The organism is Leucobacter chromiireducens subsp. solipictus, assembly GCF_016758195.1.
GTDB lineage: Bacteria > Actinomycetota > Actinomycetes > Actinomycetales > Microbacteriaceae > Leucobacter > Leucobacter solipictus.
In genome coordinates this window covers 341,311-358,480 of the sequence record NZ_QYAC01000005.1, presented here as the reverse complement: position 1 = coordinate 358,480, position 17,170 = coordinate 341,311, and the positions used below count along the sequence as shown (strand labels likewise).

Annotated in this window: 17 protein-coding genes; 5 read left to right on the top strand and 12 right to left on the bottom strand. The window is 69.6% G+C overall.

Going from position 1 to position 17,170, the window contains the following annotated elements; all coding sequences use genetic code 11:
- Nucleotides 1-75 precede the first annotated feature (75 nt).
- Nucleotides 76-861 carry an isoprenyl transferase gene (locus D3230_RS11235; RefSeq protein WP_337249163.1) on the bottom strand — a complete coding sequence of 262 codons (786 nt, stop codon included), beginning with the start codon at nucleotides 859-861 and terminating at the stop codon, nucleotides 76-78.
- 460 nt (nucleotides 862-1,321) lie between these two features.
- Here D3230_RS11235 and trhA point away from each other — a divergent pair, with 460 nt between their 5' ends.
- The gene (gene trhA / locus D3230_RS11230; protein WP_420029035.1) at nucleotides 1,322-2,077 is read left to right on the top strand and encodes a PAQR family membrane homeostasis protein TrhA; all 756 of its coding nucleotides are present in this window, start codon (nucleotides 1,322-1,324) and stop codon (nucleotides 2,075-2,077) included.
- A gap of 22 nt (nucleotides 2,078-2,099) precedes the next feature.
- Here the strand turns inward: trhA and recQ are convergent, their stop codons facing one another.
- Genes recQ through mca form a run of 3 tightly spaced genes read right to left on the bottom strand, consistent with a single transcriptional unit; the run spans nucleotide 2,100 to nucleotide 5,277 of the window.
- Complete coding sequence (gene recQ, locus D3230_RS11225) at nucleotides 2,100-4,169, bottom strand: DNA helicase RecQ (protein WP_420029034.1); 2,070 nt, start codon at nucleotides 4,167-4,169, stop codon at nucleotides 2,100-2,102.
- A gap of 5 nt (nucleotides 4,170-4,174) precedes the next feature.
- A complete protein-coding gene (locus D3230_RS11220; protein WP_202345118.1) occupies nucleotides 4,175-4,411 on the bottom strand; it encodes a hypothetical protein in 237 nt (78 codons plus the stop codon).
- Nucleotides 4,408-5,277, bottom strand: coding sequence for a mycothiol conjugate amidase Mca (gene mca, locus D3230_RS11215; protein WP_202345117.1), 870 nt, complete (start codon nucleotides 5,275-5,277; stop codon nucleotides 4,408-4,410). The genes D3230_RS11220 and mca overlap by 4 nt, the downstream gene beginning before the upstream one ends.
- A gap of 85 nt (nucleotides 5,278-5,362) precedes the next feature.
- Here mca and D3230_RS11210 point away from each other — a divergent pair, with 85 nt between their 5' ends.
- Complete coding sequence (locus D3230_RS11210; RefSeq protein WP_337249162.1) at nucleotides 5,363-5,800, top strand: DUF4307 domain-containing protein; 438 nt, start codon at nucleotides 5,363-5,365, stop codon at nucleotides 5,798-5,800.
- 135 nt (nucleotides 5,801-5,935) lie between these two features.
- Nucleotides 5,936-6,421: a transcription elongation factor GreA gene (greA, locus tag D3230_RS11205; protein ID WP_202345115.1), complete on the top strand. Its 486-nt coding sequence runs from the start codon at nucleotides 5,936-5,938 to the stop codon at nucleotides 6,419-6,421.
- 77 nt (nucleotides 6,422-6,498) lie between these two features.
- On the opposite strand, the gene D3230_RS11200 is transcribed toward greA, so the two are convergent.
- Nucleotides 6,499-7,950 carry an APC family permease gene (locus D3230_RS11200; RefSeq protein WP_202345114.1) on the bottom strand — a complete coding sequence of 484 codons (1,452 nt, stop codon included), beginning with the start codon at nucleotides 7,948-7,950 and terminating at the stop codon, nucleotides 6,499-6,501.
- Nucleotides 7,951-7,982: 32 nt separating this feature from the next.
- Nucleotides 7,983-9,695: an amidohydrolase gene (locus D3230_RS11195; protein ID WP_202345113.1), complete on the bottom strand. Its 1,713-nt coding sequence runs from the start codon at nucleotides 9,693-9,695 to the stop codon at nucleotides 7,983-7,985.
- Between the two features lie 132 nt (nucleotides 9,696-9,827).
- Here D3230_RS11195 and D3230_RS11190 point away from each other — a divergent pair, with 132 nt between their 5' ends.
- Complete coding sequence (locus D3230_RS11190) at nucleotides 9,828-10,433, top strand: TetR/AcrR family transcriptional regulator (RefSeq protein WP_202345112.1); 606 nt, start codon at nucleotides 9,828-9,830, stop codon at nucleotides 10,431-10,433.
- Between the two features lie 66 nt (nucleotides 10,434-10,499).
- On the opposite strand, the gene D3230_RS11185 is transcribed toward D3230_RS11190, so the two are convergent.
- The 6 genes from D3230_RS11185 to D3230_RS11160 all read right to left on the bottom strand — a co-directional run bounded on the left by D3230_RS11185 (nucleotide 10,500) and on the right by D3230_RS11160 (nucleotide 15,861).
- Nucleotides 10,500-10,931 (bottom strand): hypothetical protein, encoded by a 432-nt coding sequence (locus D3230_RS11185; RefSeq protein ID WP_202345111.1) that lies wholly within the window; start codon nucleotides 10,929-10,931, stop codon nucleotides 10,500-10,502.
- Nucleotides 10,932-10,970: 39 nt separating this feature from the next.
- A complete protein-coding gene (locus D3230_RS11180) occupies nucleotides 10,971-11,729 on the bottom strand; it encodes an SDR family NAD(P)-dependent oxidoreductase (protein ID WP_202345110.1) in 759 nt (252 codons plus the stop codon).
- 10 nt (nucleotides 11,730-11,739) lie between these two features.
- The gene (locus D3230_RS11175; protein ID WP_202345109.1) at nucleotides 11,740-12,531 is read right to left on the bottom strand and encodes an SDR family NAD(P)-dependent oxidoreductase; all 792 of its coding nucleotides are present in this window, start codon (nucleotides 12,529-12,531) and stop codon (nucleotides 11,740-11,742) included.
- Entirely contained in the window at nucleotides 12,528-13,871 is a 1,344-nt protein-coding gene (locus tag D3230_RS11170) for an MFS transporter (protein WP_202345108.1), read from the bottom strand. The genes D3230_RS11175 and D3230_RS11170 overlap by 4 nt, the downstream gene beginning before the upstream one ends.
- A 51-nt stretch (nucleotides 13,872-13,922) precedes the next feature.
- Nucleotides 13,923-14,804 carry a polysaccharide deacetylase family protein gene (locus D3230_RS11165; protein ID WP_202345107.1) on the bottom strand — a complete coding sequence of 294 codons (882 nt, stop codon included), beginning with the start codon at nucleotides 14,802-14,804 and terminating at the stop codon, nucleotides 13,923-13,925.
- A gap of 85 nt (nucleotides 14,805-14,889) precedes the next feature.
- A complete protein-coding gene (locus tag D3230_RS11160; protein WP_202345106.1) occupies nucleotides 14,890-15,861 on the bottom strand; it encodes an asparaginase domain-containing protein in 972 nt (323 codons plus the stop codon).
- A 227-nt stretch (nucleotides 15,862-16,088) separates the two neighbouring features.
- Between D3230_RS11160 and D3230_RS11155 the strand changes: the two genes are divergently transcribed.
- Nucleotides 16,089-17,093, top strand: a complete 1,005-nt coding sequence (locus tag D3230_RS11155; protein WP_202345105.1) for a LacI family DNA-binding transcriptional regulator — start codon at nucleotides 16,089-16,091, stop codon at nucleotides 17,091-17,093.
- The last annotated feature ends 77 nt before the right edge of the window (nucleotides 17,094-17,170 follow it).

Sequence of the window (17,170 nt, the reverse complement as noted above, 5' to 3'; positions counted from 1 at the left end):
CGCGGCACGAACTCCTCGCCGATCGCGGCAGGGGCCGGGCCTCCTCATGCCGCCCACTGTACCGGGCGGGGCGCGCTATCCGCCGAGGCGGCGCTGCCGCGTGGAGTAGTCGCGCAGCGCGCGCAGGAAGTCGACCTCGCGCAGGTCCGGGTAGAGCGCCTCGACGAAGTAGAACTCCGAGTGCGCCGACTGCCAGATCATGAAGTCCGAGAGCCGCTGTTCCCCCGAGGTGCGGATCACGAGATCCGGGTCGGCCTGCCCACGAGTCCACAGGTGCTCCCCGATCGTCTCGGGGGTGAGGTGCTCGTCGAGGGTGTCGATCGTGCCGCCCGCGGCCTGATGTTCCGCGATCACGCTGCGCACGGCCGCGGTGATCTCGCTGCGACCGCCATAGCCCACGGCGAGATTGACGTGCAGGCCCGTGTGATCCGCGGTCGCGGCCTCCGCGGCGGCGAGCGCCGAGCTGAGTTCCTCGGGCAGCCCCTCGCAGGAGCCCACGTGTTTGACGCGCCAGCGCGGGTTCTCGGCGAGCTGCGTGGCGAGCTCGGCGATGATCCCGGTGAGGTCGTCGAGTTCCTGCCGATCCCGCGCTTTCAGGTTGTCCGCGGACAGCAGGTACAGCGTGACCGTGTGAATTCCGGCTTCCTCGCACCAGCCGAGCAGCTCGGGGATCTTCTGCGCGCCCGCGCGGTGCCCGTACGCGGCGCGTTCCTGGAGGCGCTGCTTGGCCCACCGCCGGTTCCCGTCCACGATCATCGCGATGTGCTGCGGTACGCGGGCGGGGTCGATCTCCCGCCGCAGGCGACGCTGATAGAGCCGGTACAGAAACCCGGTGCGCGGCGTCGACGGTTGGTCACTCACCCTCAGAGTGTAGCGCCCGGAGCTGGGGTCCAGCCCGCGCGCGGGCCGGGGGAACGCCGCCCGCGCGCGCAGCCATGGGTGAGTTTCCGGGGCTTGGTGAACGTGAAGCCCCGGAAACTCACCCATGGACGGTGGCGGCGCGCGGGAGGGAGGGGCGGGGCCTGCGGTTGGGCGGGCGGGCGGGGCCTGCGGTCGCGCGGTCGGGCGGGCGGGCGGCACGTTTCTTGCGGGTGTCCACACATATGCACCCCCGGATCTGTCGGGAACATACACTTGGGGTATGAGCAGGCCCGACGGACGCGATCACCCGGCACGCAACGCATCGGACGCGCGCGCGGACGCCGGATCAGGATCAGGACCCGGATCAGGATCAGGATCAGGATCAGGATCAGGATCAGGAGTAGGACCCGGACCAGGATCAGGACCCGGAGCCGCACCCGACAGCGGCGCTCCGGCCGCAGTGCAGGGCCACCCCCGTCGCCCGCTCCCCGAGCCCGACCGGCTCTCGCTGCCGCTCCTGGCCGCCGCGGATTCGGACGCGGCGGCGGAACCCGCCGGCCAGGCCCCGGTCGCCGAGTCCAAACCGCTGTGGCGGGGCTGGATCCACGCGGGCACGTTCCCCGTCGCGGTGGCTGCCGGAATCGTGCTCATCAGTGTGGCCCACGGCCCGGTCGCGAAGTGGGCCTCGGCCGTGTTCATGCTGACGAGCATGCTGCTTTTCGGCATCTCCGCGCTGTATCACCGCATCAACTGGAGTCCCCGCACGAAGCAGCTGTTCCGCAGGCTCGATCACGCGAACATCTTCCTGCTCATCGCGGGCACGTACACCCCGCTCGCGTTGCTCGCCCTCCCGCACGACCAGGGCATCCTGCTCTTGATCCTCGTGTGGAGCGGCGCGCTGCTCGGGATCGGGTTTCGCGTGTTCTGGATCGGCGCACCGCGCTGGCTGTACGTGCCGCTCTATGTGCTGCTCGGATGGGCGGCGATCATGTACATCGTCGACATCGCGCACGCGAACCTGGCCTCGATGGTGCTCGTGGTAGTGGGCGGGCTGCTCTACACCCTCGGCTCGGTGGTGTACGGGATGAAGCGCCCGAACCCCGTGCCCGGGGTGTTCGGATTCCACGAGATCTTCCACGCGCTCACCACGATCGCGTTCCTCTGCCACTGGACCGCGGCGCTGCTCGTGGCGCTGGATCCCGTGTATCTGCGGTAGGGCGGGCGGTCGCCCCTATGCGCTACGCGGCGAGCACCCCGAGCACGGCAGCGCCGTAGCGCTCGAGCTTGACCTCGCCGATTCCGGAGATCGCGAGCAGCTCGTCGTCCGTGCCGGGCCGGTGCACCGCGAGCGCGGCGAGGGTGGCGTCGCCGAACACCACGTAGCCGGGCACCCCCTGGCGTTTGGCTTCGTCCGCGCGCCAGGCCCGGAGCCGCTCGAAGATCTCGTCTTGCTCGGGGGAAAGATCGGCCGCGGCGGCGGACCGTTTCGTCCCGCCGCTTGCGGCCACGCGGGTGCCGCGGCCCGAACGCGCGGCACGGGCGACGACCTCCTCACGCATCATCACCTGGGCCTCGCCCCGGAGCACGGGCTTCGCCGCCTCGGCGGGCGCGAGCACGCCCCACTCGCCGCGGGCCTCCAGCAGCCCGGTTGCGAGCAGGTGTCGCACCACGCCCCGCCACTGCGCTACCGTCCACTCGGCCCCGATCCCCCAGGTCGTCAGTTCGTCGAGCCGCAGCTGCGTGACGCGTTCGGAGCCGGTGCCGCGGAGCACGTCGATGTGTTGCCCGGCGGCGAAGGTGCGACCGCGCTCGCGCTGGGTGCGGATCACGGTGGAGAGCAGCATCTGCGCCGGGATCGTGGCGTCCCAGAGCTTCGGCGGGTTCAGGCAGACGTCGCAGTTGCCGCAGGCGGGGCTGCCGGGCTCGCCGAAGTAGTTCAGGAGGAACTGGCGCCGACAGCTCGCCCCCTCGCACAGCGCGAGCATCTGGTTCAGGTGTCGGGTCTGGTTCGCGCGGGTCGCCGCGTCGCCGTCCCCGGACTCAATCATCTGGCGCTGCTGCACCACGTCGGCCAGGCCATAGGCGAGCCACGCTTCCGAGGGCAGGCCGTCGCGGCCTGCGCGGCCGGTCTCCTGGTAGTACCCCTCGATCGATTTCGGCAGGTCGATGTGCGCCACGAAACGCACGTCGGGCTTGTCGATCCCCATGCCGAAGGCCACGGTCGCCACGACGACGACCCCGTCTTCGCGCAGGAACCGGGTCTGGGCATCGAGCCGGACGTCGGCGGGCAGTCCGGCGTGGTAGGCGACCGCGTCGACCCCCGCGTCGCGGAGCGCCGCGGCGGTCTGTTCGACGCGCTTGCGACTCAGGGCGTAGACGATGCCGGCCTCGCCGCCGTGCTCGCCGCGCACGAACGAGATGAGCTGGGCGCGACCCGGCTGCTTGGCCTCGATCCGGTACCGGATGTTGGGTCGGTCGAAGCTCGATACGAAGTGCTCGGCGTTGCCGAGGTGGAGCCGCTCGGTGATCTCGCGATGCGTCTCGGGCGTGGCCGTCGCGGTGAGCGCGATCCGGGGCACGTCGGGCCAGTGCTCGGCGAGCGCCCCCAGACGGAGATAGTCGGGGCGGAAGTCGTGGCCCCACTGCGACACGCAGTGCGCCTCGTCGATCGCGAACAGGGCGATGCGGCCCTGCCGGAGAAACTCGACGGTGCCCGCCGCGGCAAGCCGCTCCGGGGCCAGGTAGAGCACATCGAGCTCGCCCGCGCGGTACGCCCGCTCGACCTCGCGGCGCTCGTCGAGCCCCATCGCCGAGTTCAGCGCCGCGGCGCGCACACCGGCCAGCTGCAACGCGGCAACCTGGTCGTGCATGAGCGCGACGAGCGGCGAGAGCACGATGCCCGTGCCCTCGCGCACGAGCGCGGGGATCTGGTAGCAGATCGACTTCCCGCCCCCGGTGGGCATGAGCACGACGGCGTCGCCGCCGCCGATCACCTGCCGGATGATCGCTTCCTGCTCGCCACGGAATGCGTCGTACCCGAACACGGTCGACAGGACGTGCAGCGGGTCTTCACCCTCGTGCCGGACTGGCGCTCCCGCGGCGGCGGGCCCGACGGCGCCGGATCCCGCGGTGCCGGATCCCGCGATCCCCGGAACAACGCGTCCGGATCGATCGCCGCCGGATCCCGCACCACTCCCCGCGGGCACCCCGGCGTCGGGGGGCGGCGCTCCCCAGGCCTCACCCGGCCAACGCTCCGCGTTGCCCGAGTCGTCCGGAAACCCCCAGGGGTCCGTCGGATCGCCGCCCACGCGCACTAGCTCCGCGGCTCGGAATCCGCCCCGGCCTCGCCGAGTTCGGCCGCGATCTCCTCGCGCACCTCGTGGCGATACATGTTGCGCCGCAGCCGGGTGACGAGCAGGAACCCCAGCGCAATAATGCCGGCGGCCATCAGGCCGGTAAACAGGAACCCTTCCACGCCGGGCGTGACCTGGTTCGGATCGAACTCCGTCGATTCCTCGGCCAGTCGCTGCACGACACCCATCACACTCATGTGTTTTCCTCCTTGATGCCCTGGAACAGGTCACCCTCGAACTCGGTTGTGTCGACCCGCGAGGACGCGAGTCGGTAGTCTTCGAACGGCCACGCCTGGCGCTGCAGTTCGTTGGGCCAGAAGAAGAACGGGCTGTCCGGCGGCACCTGGCTCGCGTGGGCACGCAGAGCCTCGTCGCGCTGCTCGAAGAACTTGCCGACCTCGATGCGGGCGGTGCTCCGGTTGCCGCGCTTGCCCATGCGCTCCTGAATCTCTGCGAACTGCGCCACGAGCGGCGAGGTGGGTTCGTGATCCAGCAGCCACTGGTACACCGTGGTGATCCGCTCGCCGTTGAAGATCTCTTCGTAGTACAGCTTCTGGACTTCCCAGGGTTGTCCCGCCTCGGGATACGCCTCGGGGTCGCCGGCGAGATCCCACGCGATCTTGCTGATCTCGTGGCACCGGATGTGGTCCGGGTGCGGGTACCCGCCCTGCTCGTTGTACGTGATCATGACGTGCGGCTTGAACTCGCGCACCGTCCTGATCAGCACCTCCGCGGACACCTCGGCCGGGATGTGCGCGAAGGAGCCCTCGGGAATGGGCTCGCCCTCGTCGGGGAGCCCCGAGTCCTGGTAGCCGAGCCAGCGGTGTTCAAAGCCGATGATGTCGCGGGCGCGCGCCATCTCGTCGCGACGAAGCCCCGCCAGGTCCCGCCGGCTCTTCGGATCCCGCGCAACGAGCTCGTTGAGCACGTCGCCGCGTTCGCCTCCCGTGCAACTCACGATGAGCACCTCGACGCCCTGATCCAGGTAGTGTGCGTAGGTGGCAGCACCCTTGCTGGATTCGTCGTCGGGATGCGCGTGCACCGCGATGAGTCTGAGCGCCATCCGCTTCCTCTCACGTGCTTCTCGGGAGCTTCCCGGTACTCTGGCACCAAGCACACAGTTTACCCAGTCTCACTCGGAGGTTCCCGTGCCACATGCGGCCGCCGCCGTCGACGCAGAATCTCCGTCGACGCAGCGTCTCGAGGATCGCTACGGCACCGGCCGTCGGCGCCGGCTCGATCGTCGGTTCGGGTGGGGCGTGGCGATCGTCGCGCTCCTCGCCGGCCTCCTGTTTCTCCTCTTCTCCGGCTGGCAAAACGAGAACCTTGTCGAGGTGCAGGACATCGGCCACACGAAGCAGAGCGATCTGGTGCTCGACGTGAAGTTTGAGGTCTCCGCCCCGCCGAACACCCCCGTGGCGTGCGCGGTCGAGGCGTTGAACAAGGCGAAGGCGACGGTCGGCTGGAAGATCGTGGAACTCCCCGTCACCGAGGCGCGCACGCACACGGTCACCACGCGCCTCATCACGACCAACCCGGCGACGGCGACCACGACCCGCGAGTGCTGGGTCGTCGAGGGCTCGTAGCGGCGGCGGATCACCGCGCCGCCTCTGGGATTTCGCCAGCTCGCACTGATACGCTGGCCGGAAACGCCCTGCCCTGTCAGGGCGTTGCGTGTCCCACAGCGCTTCGGCGCTCTCATGTTGAAACGAGGATCACCCATGGCCGAGCCCACGCAGACCTGGCTGACTCAGGATGCTTTTGACCGGCTCAGTGGCGAGCTGGCTGAGCTGACCGGTCCCGGCCGCAAGGACATCGCCGCCCGCATTGAGGCCGCCCGCGAAGAAGGCGATCTGAAGGAGAACGGCGGCTACCACGCCGCGAAGGACGAGCAGGGAAAGATGGAGGCGCGGATCCGCGACCTCGAATCGCTGCTGAAGCACGCCGTCGTCGGCGAGGTGCCGCAGGCCAGCGGCGTCGTCGAGATCGGCACGGTCATCACCGCGGATATCTTTGGCGATGAAGAGCGCTTCCTGCTGGGCAACCGCGAACTCGCCGACGGTTCCGACCTCGACGTGTTCAGCGCGGAGAGCCCGCTCGGCGCGGCGATCCTGGGCCGCAAGGTCGGCGAAGAGGTCCGGTATGCGGCCCCGAACGGGAACGAGATCCCGGTGAAGATCCTCGCGGTCGACACCTACGTGTCCTAGTCGCGCATCGCACACGCCAGGGGCGGTGCCGGATCACTGATCCGGCACCGCCCCTGGCGTTTCTGGCGTACGCCCGCCTACTCGTACATCCCGATGTTGATGGGCCCCGTAAGATCCGGCGCAGGGGCCCGGAAGCCGCGAGTCTTCACGAGCAGGTAGGCCGTCCCGAGCGCGATCCAGATCCCGCCGATGATCATCGAGACCGTGTCGAGGCTGAGCCACAGCCACACGTTGATGAGCACGCCGACCGCGGGGATCAGGACGAAGCTGAGCCAGGCACCGGGCCCGCGCCGCTTCAGGAAGCGGAAGAACACGAAGATGACGGAGAGGTTCACAAAGGTGAAGGCGATAAACGCGCCGAAGTTGATCATCGAGGCGGCCTGGTCGAGGTCGACGAACAGCGCGGTGAGCGCGATCGCGGCCACGATCAGCACGTTCACCACGGGCACTCCCGTGCGCGGGTTGATCCGGCTGAACAGGCGCTTCGGAAGCGCCCCGTCACGGCCCATCGCGTAGAGCAGACGCGCGGCGCTCATCTGCTGCGTGATCCCGCACCCGAGCACGGCCATCATGTAGCCGCCCACGAAGATCGCTTGGAATGCGGCGCCGCCGATGTACTTCGCGATCTCCGGGGACGCCCCCACGATGTCGCCGAGCAGCGTGACGTCGGGGAACAGCACCTGCATCAGGTAGGTCACCGTGATGAAGAACGCGCCCGCGACGCCGATGATGATGAAGATCGCGCGCGGAATGTCGCGCTCCGGCTTCTCCGCCTCCTCTGCGAGCGTGGACACGGCGTCGAATCCGAGGAAGGACAGCGCCAGGATCGCGGCGCCCGCGCTGATCGCGGCGAGCTGGACGTCGCTCGAGATGAAGGGCCGGATCGTGAACTCCGCGCCGTTCGCACCGTTCACGATGTTGATGATCGTGAGCGTTACGAACACCACGGCGACGACGAGCTGAATCCCGACGAGCAGCATGTTCATGCTGGCCGCGAGCTTCACCCCGATCAGGTTCATGACCGTGCAGATCGCGACGGTCAGCAGCACCCACACCCAGAACGGCACCTCCGGGAACACCGCGCCCATGTAGATCGCCGACAGGATCGCGTTGATCATGGGGAGCAGGAGGTAATCGAGCGTTGCCGCCCAGCCCACGAGGAAGCCGACGTGCGCGTTGATCGCTTCCTTCGCGTAGGTGTAGGCGGATCCCGCAATCGGGAACAACCGCACCATGCGCGAGTAGCTGAACGCCGTGAACAGCACCGCGACGATCACCACCAGGTAGGCGAGCGGAACGTGCCCGCCGGTCTCCGCGGCGACGATCCCGAACATATCGAAGACCGCGAGCGGGGCCATGTATGCGAGGCCGATGAACACCAGGTGCCGGAGCTTCAGGGTGCGACGGAGGGTGGCCGGAGCGGCCGCGGGGACCGGCGCGGGGGCGGACCCCTGGCCCGGGAGCTCAGGCGAGCTTCCCGAGCCGGGGCGGTCCGGCCCCACCTTGGTGGGTGATGGCGACGATGACATCGTGATGCTGCTTTCTGTGGGTGGTGCGGTGACTAGTGGGCGTGGTCGTGGTCGCCGTGCGGTTCCCCGCAGCTCTGGCCGGCCCCGCCGGGGTCGGCCATCTGCCCGGCCGCGACGAGCCCGCCGAGTTCCCCGCGCTCGTCGTGGATCGGCGCGCCGCCCACCACGGTGAGGTCCGCGCGCTGCGCCAGCAGTTCCGCGGGTTCCATGGCGTACAAGTCCCCGGACCAGACGACGAGGTCGGCGAGCATTCCGGGCCGGAGCATGCCGACCTGGTCCTCGCGGTGGAAGGCCTCAGCCCCACCGAGCGTGTAGGCGCGCAGCGCGCGGTCGAGGTCAAGCCGCTCGTCGGGCGTCCACACGTCCTGGCCGTCGAGGCGGGCCCGCGTCATGGCGCTGTAGAGCCCGATCAGGGGGTCCATCTCGCCCACCTGCCAGTCGCTCGAGAAGGTGACGCGCGCGCCCGAGTCGATCATGGACTTGAAGCGCCAGGCGCGATCCCAGCGTTCCTCCCCCACGTTCTCCATCCAGGTGCCCGCCACCAGGTCCGGCGACGCGTGCCTGGGCTGCATCGCCGCCACCATGCCGAGCTGCTGGAATCGCGGCAGATCCTGCGGCGCGAGCACCTCGGCGTGCACGATCCCGTGCCGCGCGTCACGGGCACCGTTCACGCGGATCGCCTCCTCGAGCGAGTCGAGGGTGAGGCGCACACCCCAGTCGCCAATGGCGTGGGTGTGAACCTGGTAGCCGAGGCGGTCGAGTTCGACGTAGAGCTTGGTGAACTCGGTGGGTTCGAGGCTCGGGTGGCCGCGATGCCCCGGCCGGTTCGCGTAGTCCTCGAGCATCGCCGCGGTGTGCGGCTCGATCACGTCGTCGGCGTACAGCTTCACCGGGCCGAGCGAGAACCGCTCGTGCTGCGGCGTCTCCCGGATCGCCTCGGTGATGCGGGCGCGGAAGTCACCGTCGGCACCGACCGCGTGGTAGATCGCCGCGATCGTGCGAGAGGTGAGCTTGCCCTCGCGCTCGGCGCGGGCAAAGAGGTCGAGCTCCGCGAGCGGCACCTGCGGCTCTACGACGGTGGTGATGCCGACCTTCGCCGCCATCTCCAGGCTGTTCGTGATCTTGCGGTAGCGCCGATCCGGCGAGTACATGGGGATGTCGCGCTGCAGCTCCGCGAGGCCCGCGATGGTCATCGCACTGGTGTAGAAGTCGGTGACCCAGCCGGTGGGCTCGCCCGTGGTGGGGTCCTTCTCGGGGTTGCCCCAGGCGATATCCGCGCCGTTCAGGATGCCGAGCTTCGCGAGTGCCGGCCGGTTGAGCCACACCGAGTGCTGGTCGTACGTGGTGATGAACACCGGACGGTCGGTGACGCCGACGAGGTCGTCTGCGTGGGGACGCCGGCCCTCGACGACCGAGTAGAGGGCGTTCTCCGCGCAGATCCAGTCGAGCTCGGGGTGCGCCTCGGCGAACTCGCCGATGCGCGCACGCACCACGTCGAGGCTCTGGACCTGGTCGAGGCTCACGGCGAGGTCGTCGAAGCCGAGCAGCAGGTGGTTGTGCGTATCCGCGACGCCCGGGGTCACCAGGCGCCCTTCGAGCTGCACCGTGTGGCGCGCGGCGGGGGCGTCCGCGGCGGAACCGGCGTAGCTGATCCGGTCGCCCGTCACCCCGAGGGCTTCCACCCAGGGCTGCGCGGGATCGAAGGTGCGGATGCGCCCTCCGGTGTACAGGGTGTCAACGGCCATGTCTGCTCCTGCAGGTTGGGTCCGCGGGATCGCGAACGAGTTATTTCACTCCAGAGTAAATTAATTTACTCAATTGTCAAATAACGCGCTGGTGGACCGACTCCCGCCCCGGTTTGCTGGCATACTGGGGCTATGGCCCGCCCGAGCACCCAGAAGCAGCGCCGCATCGAGGTCGTCGACGCGGCCCTTGCCGCTGCCGCCGCGCACGGGCTGCGCAACCTTTCGCTCACCGACGTCGCCAACCAGGCCGGCGTCACCCGGGGTGCCCTGCTGTACTACTACGACGATCTCGACGCGATCCTCGTCGAGGCGCACGCCGCGGGCATGGCTCGCGTCGGGACGGAGCGCGCCGCCCTCGTCGCGCGGCACTCGAGCCCCGCAGCCAAACTGGCGGCCGCGGTCGAGGCGGGCCTGCCGAACGGCCCCGACGACGCCCTCATGCGCCTGCTCTACGAGTTCGACGTGCTCGCCGGCAAGTCGCCGCTGCACGACGAGCTGGTGCAGCGGCTCTACCGGGAGCAACTGGATCTCTACACCGAGATCCTCGCCGAGGGCGTACTGACCGGGGATTTCTCGCTCACCGGCCCGCTCGAGGACACCGCGAAGAACTTCGTCGCGCTCGAGGACGCATACGGGCTCCACATTGTGGCGGGCGGCAGCATCACGGTCGCCGAGGCCCGCCGCGCGATCGCGGTGTATGCCGGCCAGGCCGGGGCCGCCCTCCCCGACGCGGCGTAGCCGAGCCGCCCGCCCAGGCGTGTGGGCGGACGGCAGGCGGCCGGGTCAGGTGCGTGGGCGGACGGGTCAGGCGGCAGGGTCAGGCGGGCACCGGTCAGGACTCGGCCCGTTTTCCCCCGCGTGAGGCGTGGCAGGCGGCCGGAGCTCAGCGCGAAGCTCCGCGATGAGCGCCCGAAAGCCCGGATCCTCGGGCGCGCTCTCGCGCACCCCGGTGCGCACCCGTTCGAGCACCCCCGGCACCCCCGGCACCGCAGGCTCTCCCGGCTCTCCCACCGGGAGCGGGCCGAGCGCACTCCTCACGAGGTCTTCGACGGAACTGACGACCGCGCTCCCACCGGTCGGCCCCGCGACGGTCCACCCGTCACCGAACCGCGTGACCCGCGCTCGGGGCGCGGCGGCCTCGGCGACCGCGCGCGTGAACGCGGGCAGCTCGCCCCGCACCCCCAGGTACTGGGTGACGGGGCTGAGCCGCGCTCCGCCCGGGCATGCACCACACACGTGATTTCCCTCCGATATCTTTCGCGCTGTGCGCGGCCGCTACGGCATCACATCGCCGCTGTTCGGGCCCAGCGTCTGGCCCGTGTAGAGATCGCCTGACGGGGAAGCCGCCAGCAGCAGCGCGGTCGGGGCCACCTCTTCGGGTCGGCCGAATCGTCCCACCGGCAGCTCGGCCTGCTTGGCCTGCTTCCACTCCTCGGAGAGCCCGTCGATGAGCGGCGTCACGATCGGGCCCGGCGCGATGGTGTTCACGAGGATTCGATGCTCCGCGAGCTCGAGCGCGAGTGCCTTCCCGAGGCCGATCACCCCCGCCTTCGCGGCGGTGTAGTGCGCGAGGTTGACGCCCCCCTTGATCCCCAACTGCGATGCGACGTTGATGATCCGCCCACCGCCCCGGGCGACCAGGTGCGGCGCGACCGCGCGCGCGGCGAGGAACACCCCGGTCAGATCCACGGAGACCGTTTCGTTCCACGTGGCGAGGTCCATGTCGAGGAACGGCGTTTCGTCGAGGATACCGGCGCTCGACACCAGGATGTCGAGACCCTCGTGAGCCGCCGCCGCGGCGGCCACGGCGTCACGCATGCCGCCCTCATCGGTCACGTCCGCACGGTGCACGGTGACCTGATCCGCGGCCCCGAGGGTTCCGCGGCACTCCGCCGCGACCGTCTCGATGCGCGCCGGATCGCGATCCAGGAGCGCGAGCCGCGCGCCCTCCGCGGCGAAGAGGCGCGCCACGGCGGCGCCGATCCCGCTTGCCGCGCCGGTGATCACCGCGGTCTTTCCCGTGAGCTGTCCCATATCGTCCTCCCTAGCTTGGCCAGCGGACCGTCAGCCCGCCGTCCACGATCAGTTGCTGTCCCGTGATGTAGTTCGCGTCGGCGGAGCTGAGGAAGCGGATCGCCCGCGCGCACTCGTCGACGGTGCCCACGCGGCCCCAGGGGATGATGTCCCCGGCGGCCTCCAGCCCGGCCTTCCCGAGCGAGTTCACGCTGTCCAGCGACTGCGGGCTCTCGATGAGTCCGGGGATCACGGTGTTGACCCGGATCCCGCGGGGTGCGAGCTCGACCGCGAGGGACCGGCACAGTCCGAGCAAGCCCGACTTCGCCGCGGCGTAGTGGGCGTGTTCTTCCCAGCCGTACACCCCGCCCGCGATCGAGGAGGTCGCGACCATCGCCCCGCCCGCCGTCATCCGCGAGGCTGCGGAGCGGAACACCCGCATGACGCCAGAAAGGTCCACCGCCATCATGTCGTCCCACGCCTCATCGGTCATCTGTTCGATGGGGTTGCGCCGCAGGATGCCGGCGGCGGCGATCGCGATGTCCAGGCGGCCGAACTCGTCGATCGCGGCCTGTGCGAGGGCCTCGGTGCCCGCGTCTCCGTCGAAGCGGCGAACGTCCATCGGCACGGCGATGCACCGACCGCCCGCCGCTTCGACGAGTCGCACGGTTTCGGTCGCGGAGTGCGGATCCCCGGGAAACACCCCGGTCACCGAGTGCGCGCCGGCGCGCGCGTACGCGACGGCGAGCGCCTGCCCGATCCCGCTCGCGCCGCCCGAGATGATCGCGACCTTGCCGCTGAGTTCGTCGTCGCGCGTGATCATGCTGCGGCCTCCGTGTTCGGGGCATCCGTGTTGCGGGTGCCCATCATGCACAGCGCGGAAATGATCATGAACAGCGATCCCGTGAGGATCGCCGAGGTCCCCATCGAGACCCCCATGCTGAGGAGCACGGCGAGGAGCGCGGACCCGACGATGCCTCCGACCGGGGCCATCACGTGCGCGACGTTGGTCCCCATGCCGCGCACGTGCGCGGGGAAGGATTCGCCCATGTAGTAGAGCAGCGCCGCGTAGGGTCCGGTGAGGAAGAACAGTGTCAGGGCGTAGAGCGGGATCACGAACCAGGCCTCGCCGGGACCGAGCAGCATGATGAGACTGATGATGCCGCCGGCGAGCCACCCGAGGACCACGGTGCGCTTGCGCCCGATCTTGTCGCCGATCCAGCCGTGGAAGACATACCCCGCGAAGCCCACCGCGTTGGCGAGCACGAGGATCAGCAGCGCGTTGTCGAAGGACACGCCCTTCGCCTCCACGAGCACGGTGGTCCCGAGCACGGAGAAGATCTGGATCCCCACCCAGTTCGCGAACCAGGCGAGCGCGAGGAGCGTCGTGTGCCGGCGCAGCTCCGGGGTGAACACGTCCTTCAGGCCGGTCTTGTGTGCGCTGCCCGCCTCCAGATCGTGCTCCTTCGCGAGGGCCTCCGCGCCGGCGACGTCGCCGGCCGCCTGCCGGCGACGGACCTCCTGGATTGCCGCGAACGTGGGCGACTCGGGAAGTCGAGACGCCATCCAGACCACAATGAGGGAGAGCACGCCCGCGACGACGAAGCTCCAGCGCCACCCGATCACGGGGAGCAGCAGCGCCGACATGCCCGCGGAAATGAGCGCGCCGACGGGCCAGCCGCCCTGCACGAGCGCGTACATCAGGCCGCGGCTCTTGACGTTCTTGTAGATCTCGTTGAGGTAGACCGCGTTCACGACCTCCTCCGACATGGAGAACCCGGAGAACGCACGGATAATGATGAGCGACGCCGCGCCCGCGGCGAGGCCGGTGAAGCCCGACGCCACCGCGCCGCCGATCATCAGCAGGATCAGCGCCCGTTTCCGGCCGAGCCGGTCGAGGATGGTTCCCACGATCAGGGAGACGATGAATACGCCGATGGTCGCGTAGGTGTTGATCGCCGCCATTTCGGCGGTGCTCCACCCGAAGTCCTCCGCGATGACCGGGAGCAGCGTGCCGAACAGCGTGTAATCGTAGACGCTCGCGACCCAGGCGATGAAGCAGACGATCGATACCTTGGTGACCGTGGCCTTGGTGATGGGAACGTTCCAGGGTTCCACGGTCCCCGGTTGCGCGCTCTTCGCTGAGCTTGTGGATGTTGACATGTGAATGGTCCTGTCTGTCGGGACGGTGTGCCGGATCGGAAGTGACGCGCGCTATGCGCGGGGGAAGCGGGCGGCGAAGTCGCGCGCGACGTCTTCCATGAACATGAATTCGACGCCGTCGTGCCCGGCGATGTGATCGAGCAGGCGCTCGAGCATGAGGAGGTTCTGGGGGCGTCCGCTGACATCGGGGTGGATCGTGAGCGGGAACACGGCGTAGTCCATCTCCCGGTACACCCAGTCGAACTGGTCCTTCCACAGCTGCTCGACGTCGCGCGGGCTCACGAAGCCGTGGCTGTTCGGGCTGCCCTTGATGAACATCATCGGGGGCAGGTCATCGAGGTACCAGCTCGCGGGGATCTCGATCAGATCCGTCTCCTCGCCGCGCACGAGCGGGTGCATCCATTCCTTCGCGCTCGCGGCGTCGTAGTTGATCTTGGTCCACGTGTCCCCCACGCGCACGTAGTACGGCGTGTGGTCGTTGTGCATGAGCGAGTGGTCGTAGAGGAAGCCGCGCTCGAGCAGGATCTCGTTCGTGACCTTCGAGAACTCCCACCAGGGCGCGACGTAGCCCACGGGGCGTTTGCCGGTGCGGGTCTCGAAGAGCTCCAGGCAGTGGTCCAGCACCTCGGTCTCCTGCTCGCGCGTCATCGCGATCGGGTTCTCGTGGCTGTAGCCGTGCACCCCCACTTCGTGGCCCGCCGCCACCGTGGCGTCGAACTGCTCGGGGAAGGTCTCGATCGAGTGGCCGGGCCAGAACCAGGTGACCGGGATTCCGCGATCCTGCGCCAGCTTCAGGAGCCGCGGCACCCCGACCTCGCCGGCGAACAAGCCGCGAGAGATGTCGCCGGGGGAATCCTGGCCGCCGTAGGAGCCGAGCCAGCCGCCGACCGCGTCGACGTCGATTCCGATGGACACCATGATCTTCTTGGACATGTGCACTCCTTTGTGGGTGTTCGTGTTCGTATGGGTTGGATGTGAGGGGATGAGGCGGACGGGGTGAACGGCCCCCGATCCGTGGCTAGAGCAGCGCGGCGAACGATGCGGGGAACGATGGCGCGGTCGCGTCGGGCTGGCTCACCAGCACCGCCGCGAGAATGCGGGCCTGGAAGGGGTTCAGGTCAGCGGTCGGGATCGCGCCGGCGGCGACGAGGTCGATCCCCCCGCCGTTCCCGTAGGTCGGGACGACCGGCCCCCAGGGCACCCGCGTGCTGAGCAGGATCGGGCACCCGGCCGCCGTCGCGGCAGCGACACGGTCAACGAAGCCACGCCCGGCATTGCCGACGCCGGTGCCCGCGAGCACGATGGCGGACGCGCCCCGAGCCCTGGCATCATCGATCGCCGCGGGATCCGCCCCGGGATAGGCGGTCACGATCTCCACGCGGGCGTCGTCGAAGGCGGCGTTCAGCGCGAGCGGGGCGGGCGTGTGTGCGGGGTGCGCTTCGACGCGGACCGCGTCGCCCCGCATCGTTGCCACGACGGTGCCCCCGCCGAACGGGCTGGGGGCCGTGGTGTGCGACTTTCGCGTGCCGCGCGCGCTGCGGGCCTCCCCGCCGAACGAGATCACCGCGCCCGCGGAGGCCAGCTCCGGGGTCGCGGCGAAGGCCAGCGCGGTGACGAGGTTCTCCGGTCCGTCCGGGGATACGGCATCCGCGGTGCGCTGGGCCCCGGTAAAGATCACGGGAACTCGGCGGGGCGCGCACAGCGCCGCGAGGAACGCGGTCTCTTCCATCGTGTCGGTGCCGTGGGTCACGACCACCCCGTCGCTTGCCGGATCCGACACCGCGGCCGACACCGCGGCCACGATCGTGCGGAGCTCCGCCAGGTTCAGCAGGTAGCTTCCGGTCGTCAGGATCTCGCTCGTGCGGAGCGTGTGCGGGCCGCGCAATTCCGCAACCAGGGTGGCCGCGCTCGTCTCCGCGGTCGCCGCGTCCCCGCCGTTGCGGATCGAGGCGATGGTTCCGCCGGTGCCGAGAATACTGATGTTGGCCACGTCACACGTCCCTGGGTTTCGTTCACGATGTCCCCTCATTATGTTCTACACAAACGATTGCCGCAACCGATTGCCACAATCGTTTGTGGCAATCGGTTGTCTGCAGCCCCATGGCGGGAGGAGCCGCCGGTCACCGCACCCCGAGTTCGGCCAGGTGAAACCCACTAGACTGGCGACGGACCGAGGCCGCACCGCGCCCACGCCGCTGATGCCAGAGGGGATTGCAGATGAGCGCCGCACGACCCATCACCCTGAAGGCGCTTGCGCAGCAGCTCGGCCTCAGCCCGTCGACGGTGTCGCGGGTGCTCAGCGATCCGGCGGGACGCGACAGCAAATGGGCCGCGCCCGAGACGACGGCGCGCATCCTGGCGCTCGCCGAGTCCTCGGGATATCGCCCCAACCCCTACGCGGCCTCACTGCGCACCAACCGCAGCAACCTCGTCGGCGTCATCGTCCCCCGACTACAGGACTATGTGCTGGCGACGATCTACGAAGGCATCGACGAGGCGGCGCTCGCCCAGGATTACCTGACGATGGTGTCGAACTCCCTCGATGTCCCCGAGCGGCAGCGAGACAAGGCCGAACGACTGCTTTCCCACCGGGTGGACGGACTGATCTTCGGCGACGCGAGCGCCGCAAACCTGCCGTACCTCGACGAGTTGTCGGGCCGCGGCGTGCCGCACACGCTCGTCAGCCGCCGCGTCCCCGGGCATGTATCGGTGACCTGCGACGACCACGAGGGCGGCCGCCTGATCGCTCGGCACCTCGTCGCGTCGGGCCGCTCATGCTTCGGGGTCATCGCCGGCCGCCCCGGGACGTCGACCTCGATCGATCGCACCGCCGGGTTCCTCGACGAACTCGAGCAGCTCGGCGTCCCCCGTGACGACGTCTCGCTGATTTCCGGCGGCTTCGACACCCCCGCCGGGCGCGAGGCCGCCTTGCGGCTGCTCGCGGAACGCCCGAGCACCGACGCGATCTTCGCGGTGAACGACTTCGCCGCGATCGGCGCGCTCGGGGTTCTGCACGCACGCGGCATTCGGGTACCCGACGACATCGCGCTCGCCGGATTCAACGACACGGCCCTCGCGGCGGGGGTCGAGCTCACCACGGTGCGCTCCCCCATGCACGAGATGGGCAAGCGTGGCTACGCGCTCCTCGTGGAGATCCTCGGCGGCGGGACGCCAGAGAGCGAGCTCCTGACCCCGGAGCTGGTGATCCGCGCGACGGCCTAGCCCCGCGGGCGCGCCCGGCCGGGCCCAGGCGCAGGCGCAGGCGCAGGCCCAGGCCCAGGCCCAGGCCCAGGCCCAGG

What these genes read in the sequence shown, in the direction of transcription:
- D3230_RS11220 (WP_202345118.1), bottom strand. Translation starts at nt 4,411, where the DNA reads ATGAGTGTGATGGGTGTCGTGCAGCGACTGGCCGAGGAATCGACGGAG.
- mca (WP_202345117.1), bottom strand. Translation starts at nt 5,277, where the DNA reads ATGGCGCTCAGACTCATCGCGGTGCACGCGCATCCCGACGACGAATCC.
- greA (WP_202345115.1), top strand. Translation starts at nt 5,936, where the DNA reads ATGGCCGAGCCCACGCAGACCTGGCTGACTCAGGATGCTTTTGACCGG.
- D3230_RS11200 (WP_202345114.1), bottom strand. Translation starts at nt 7,950, where the DNA reads ATGTCATCGTCGCCATCACCCACCAAGGTGGGGCCGGACCGCCCCGGC.
- D3230_RS11195 (WP_202345113.1), bottom strand. Translation starts at nt 9,695, where the DNA reads ATGGCCGTTGACACCCTGTACACCGGAGGGCGCATCCGCACCTTCGAT.
- D3230_RS11190 (WP_202345112.1), top strand. Translation starts at nt 9,828, where the DNA reads ATGGCCCGCCCGAGCACCCAGAAGCAGCGCCGCATCGAGGTCGTCGAC.
- D3230_RS11180 (WP_202345110.1), bottom strand. Translation starts at nt 11,729, where the DNA reads ATGGGACAGCTCACGGGAAAGACCGCGGTGATCACCGGCGCGGCAAGC.
- D3230_RS11175 (WP_202345109.1), bottom strand. Translation starts at nt 12,531, where the DNA reads ATGATCACGCGCGACGACGAACTCAGCGGCAAGGTCGCGATCATCTCG.
- D3230_RS11170 (WP_202345108.1), bottom strand. Translation starts at nt 13,871, where the DNA reads ATGTCAACATCCACAAGCTCAGCGAAGAGCGCGCAACCGGGGACCGTG.
- D3230_RS11165 (WP_202345107.1), bottom strand. Translation starts at nt 14,804, where the DNA reads ATGTCCAAGAAGATCATGGTGTCCATCGGAATCGACGTCGACGCGGTC.
- D3230_RS11155 (WP_202345105.1), top strand. Translation starts at nt 16,089, where the DNA reads ATGAGCGCCGCACGACCCATCACCCTGAAGGCGCTTGCGCAGCAGCTC.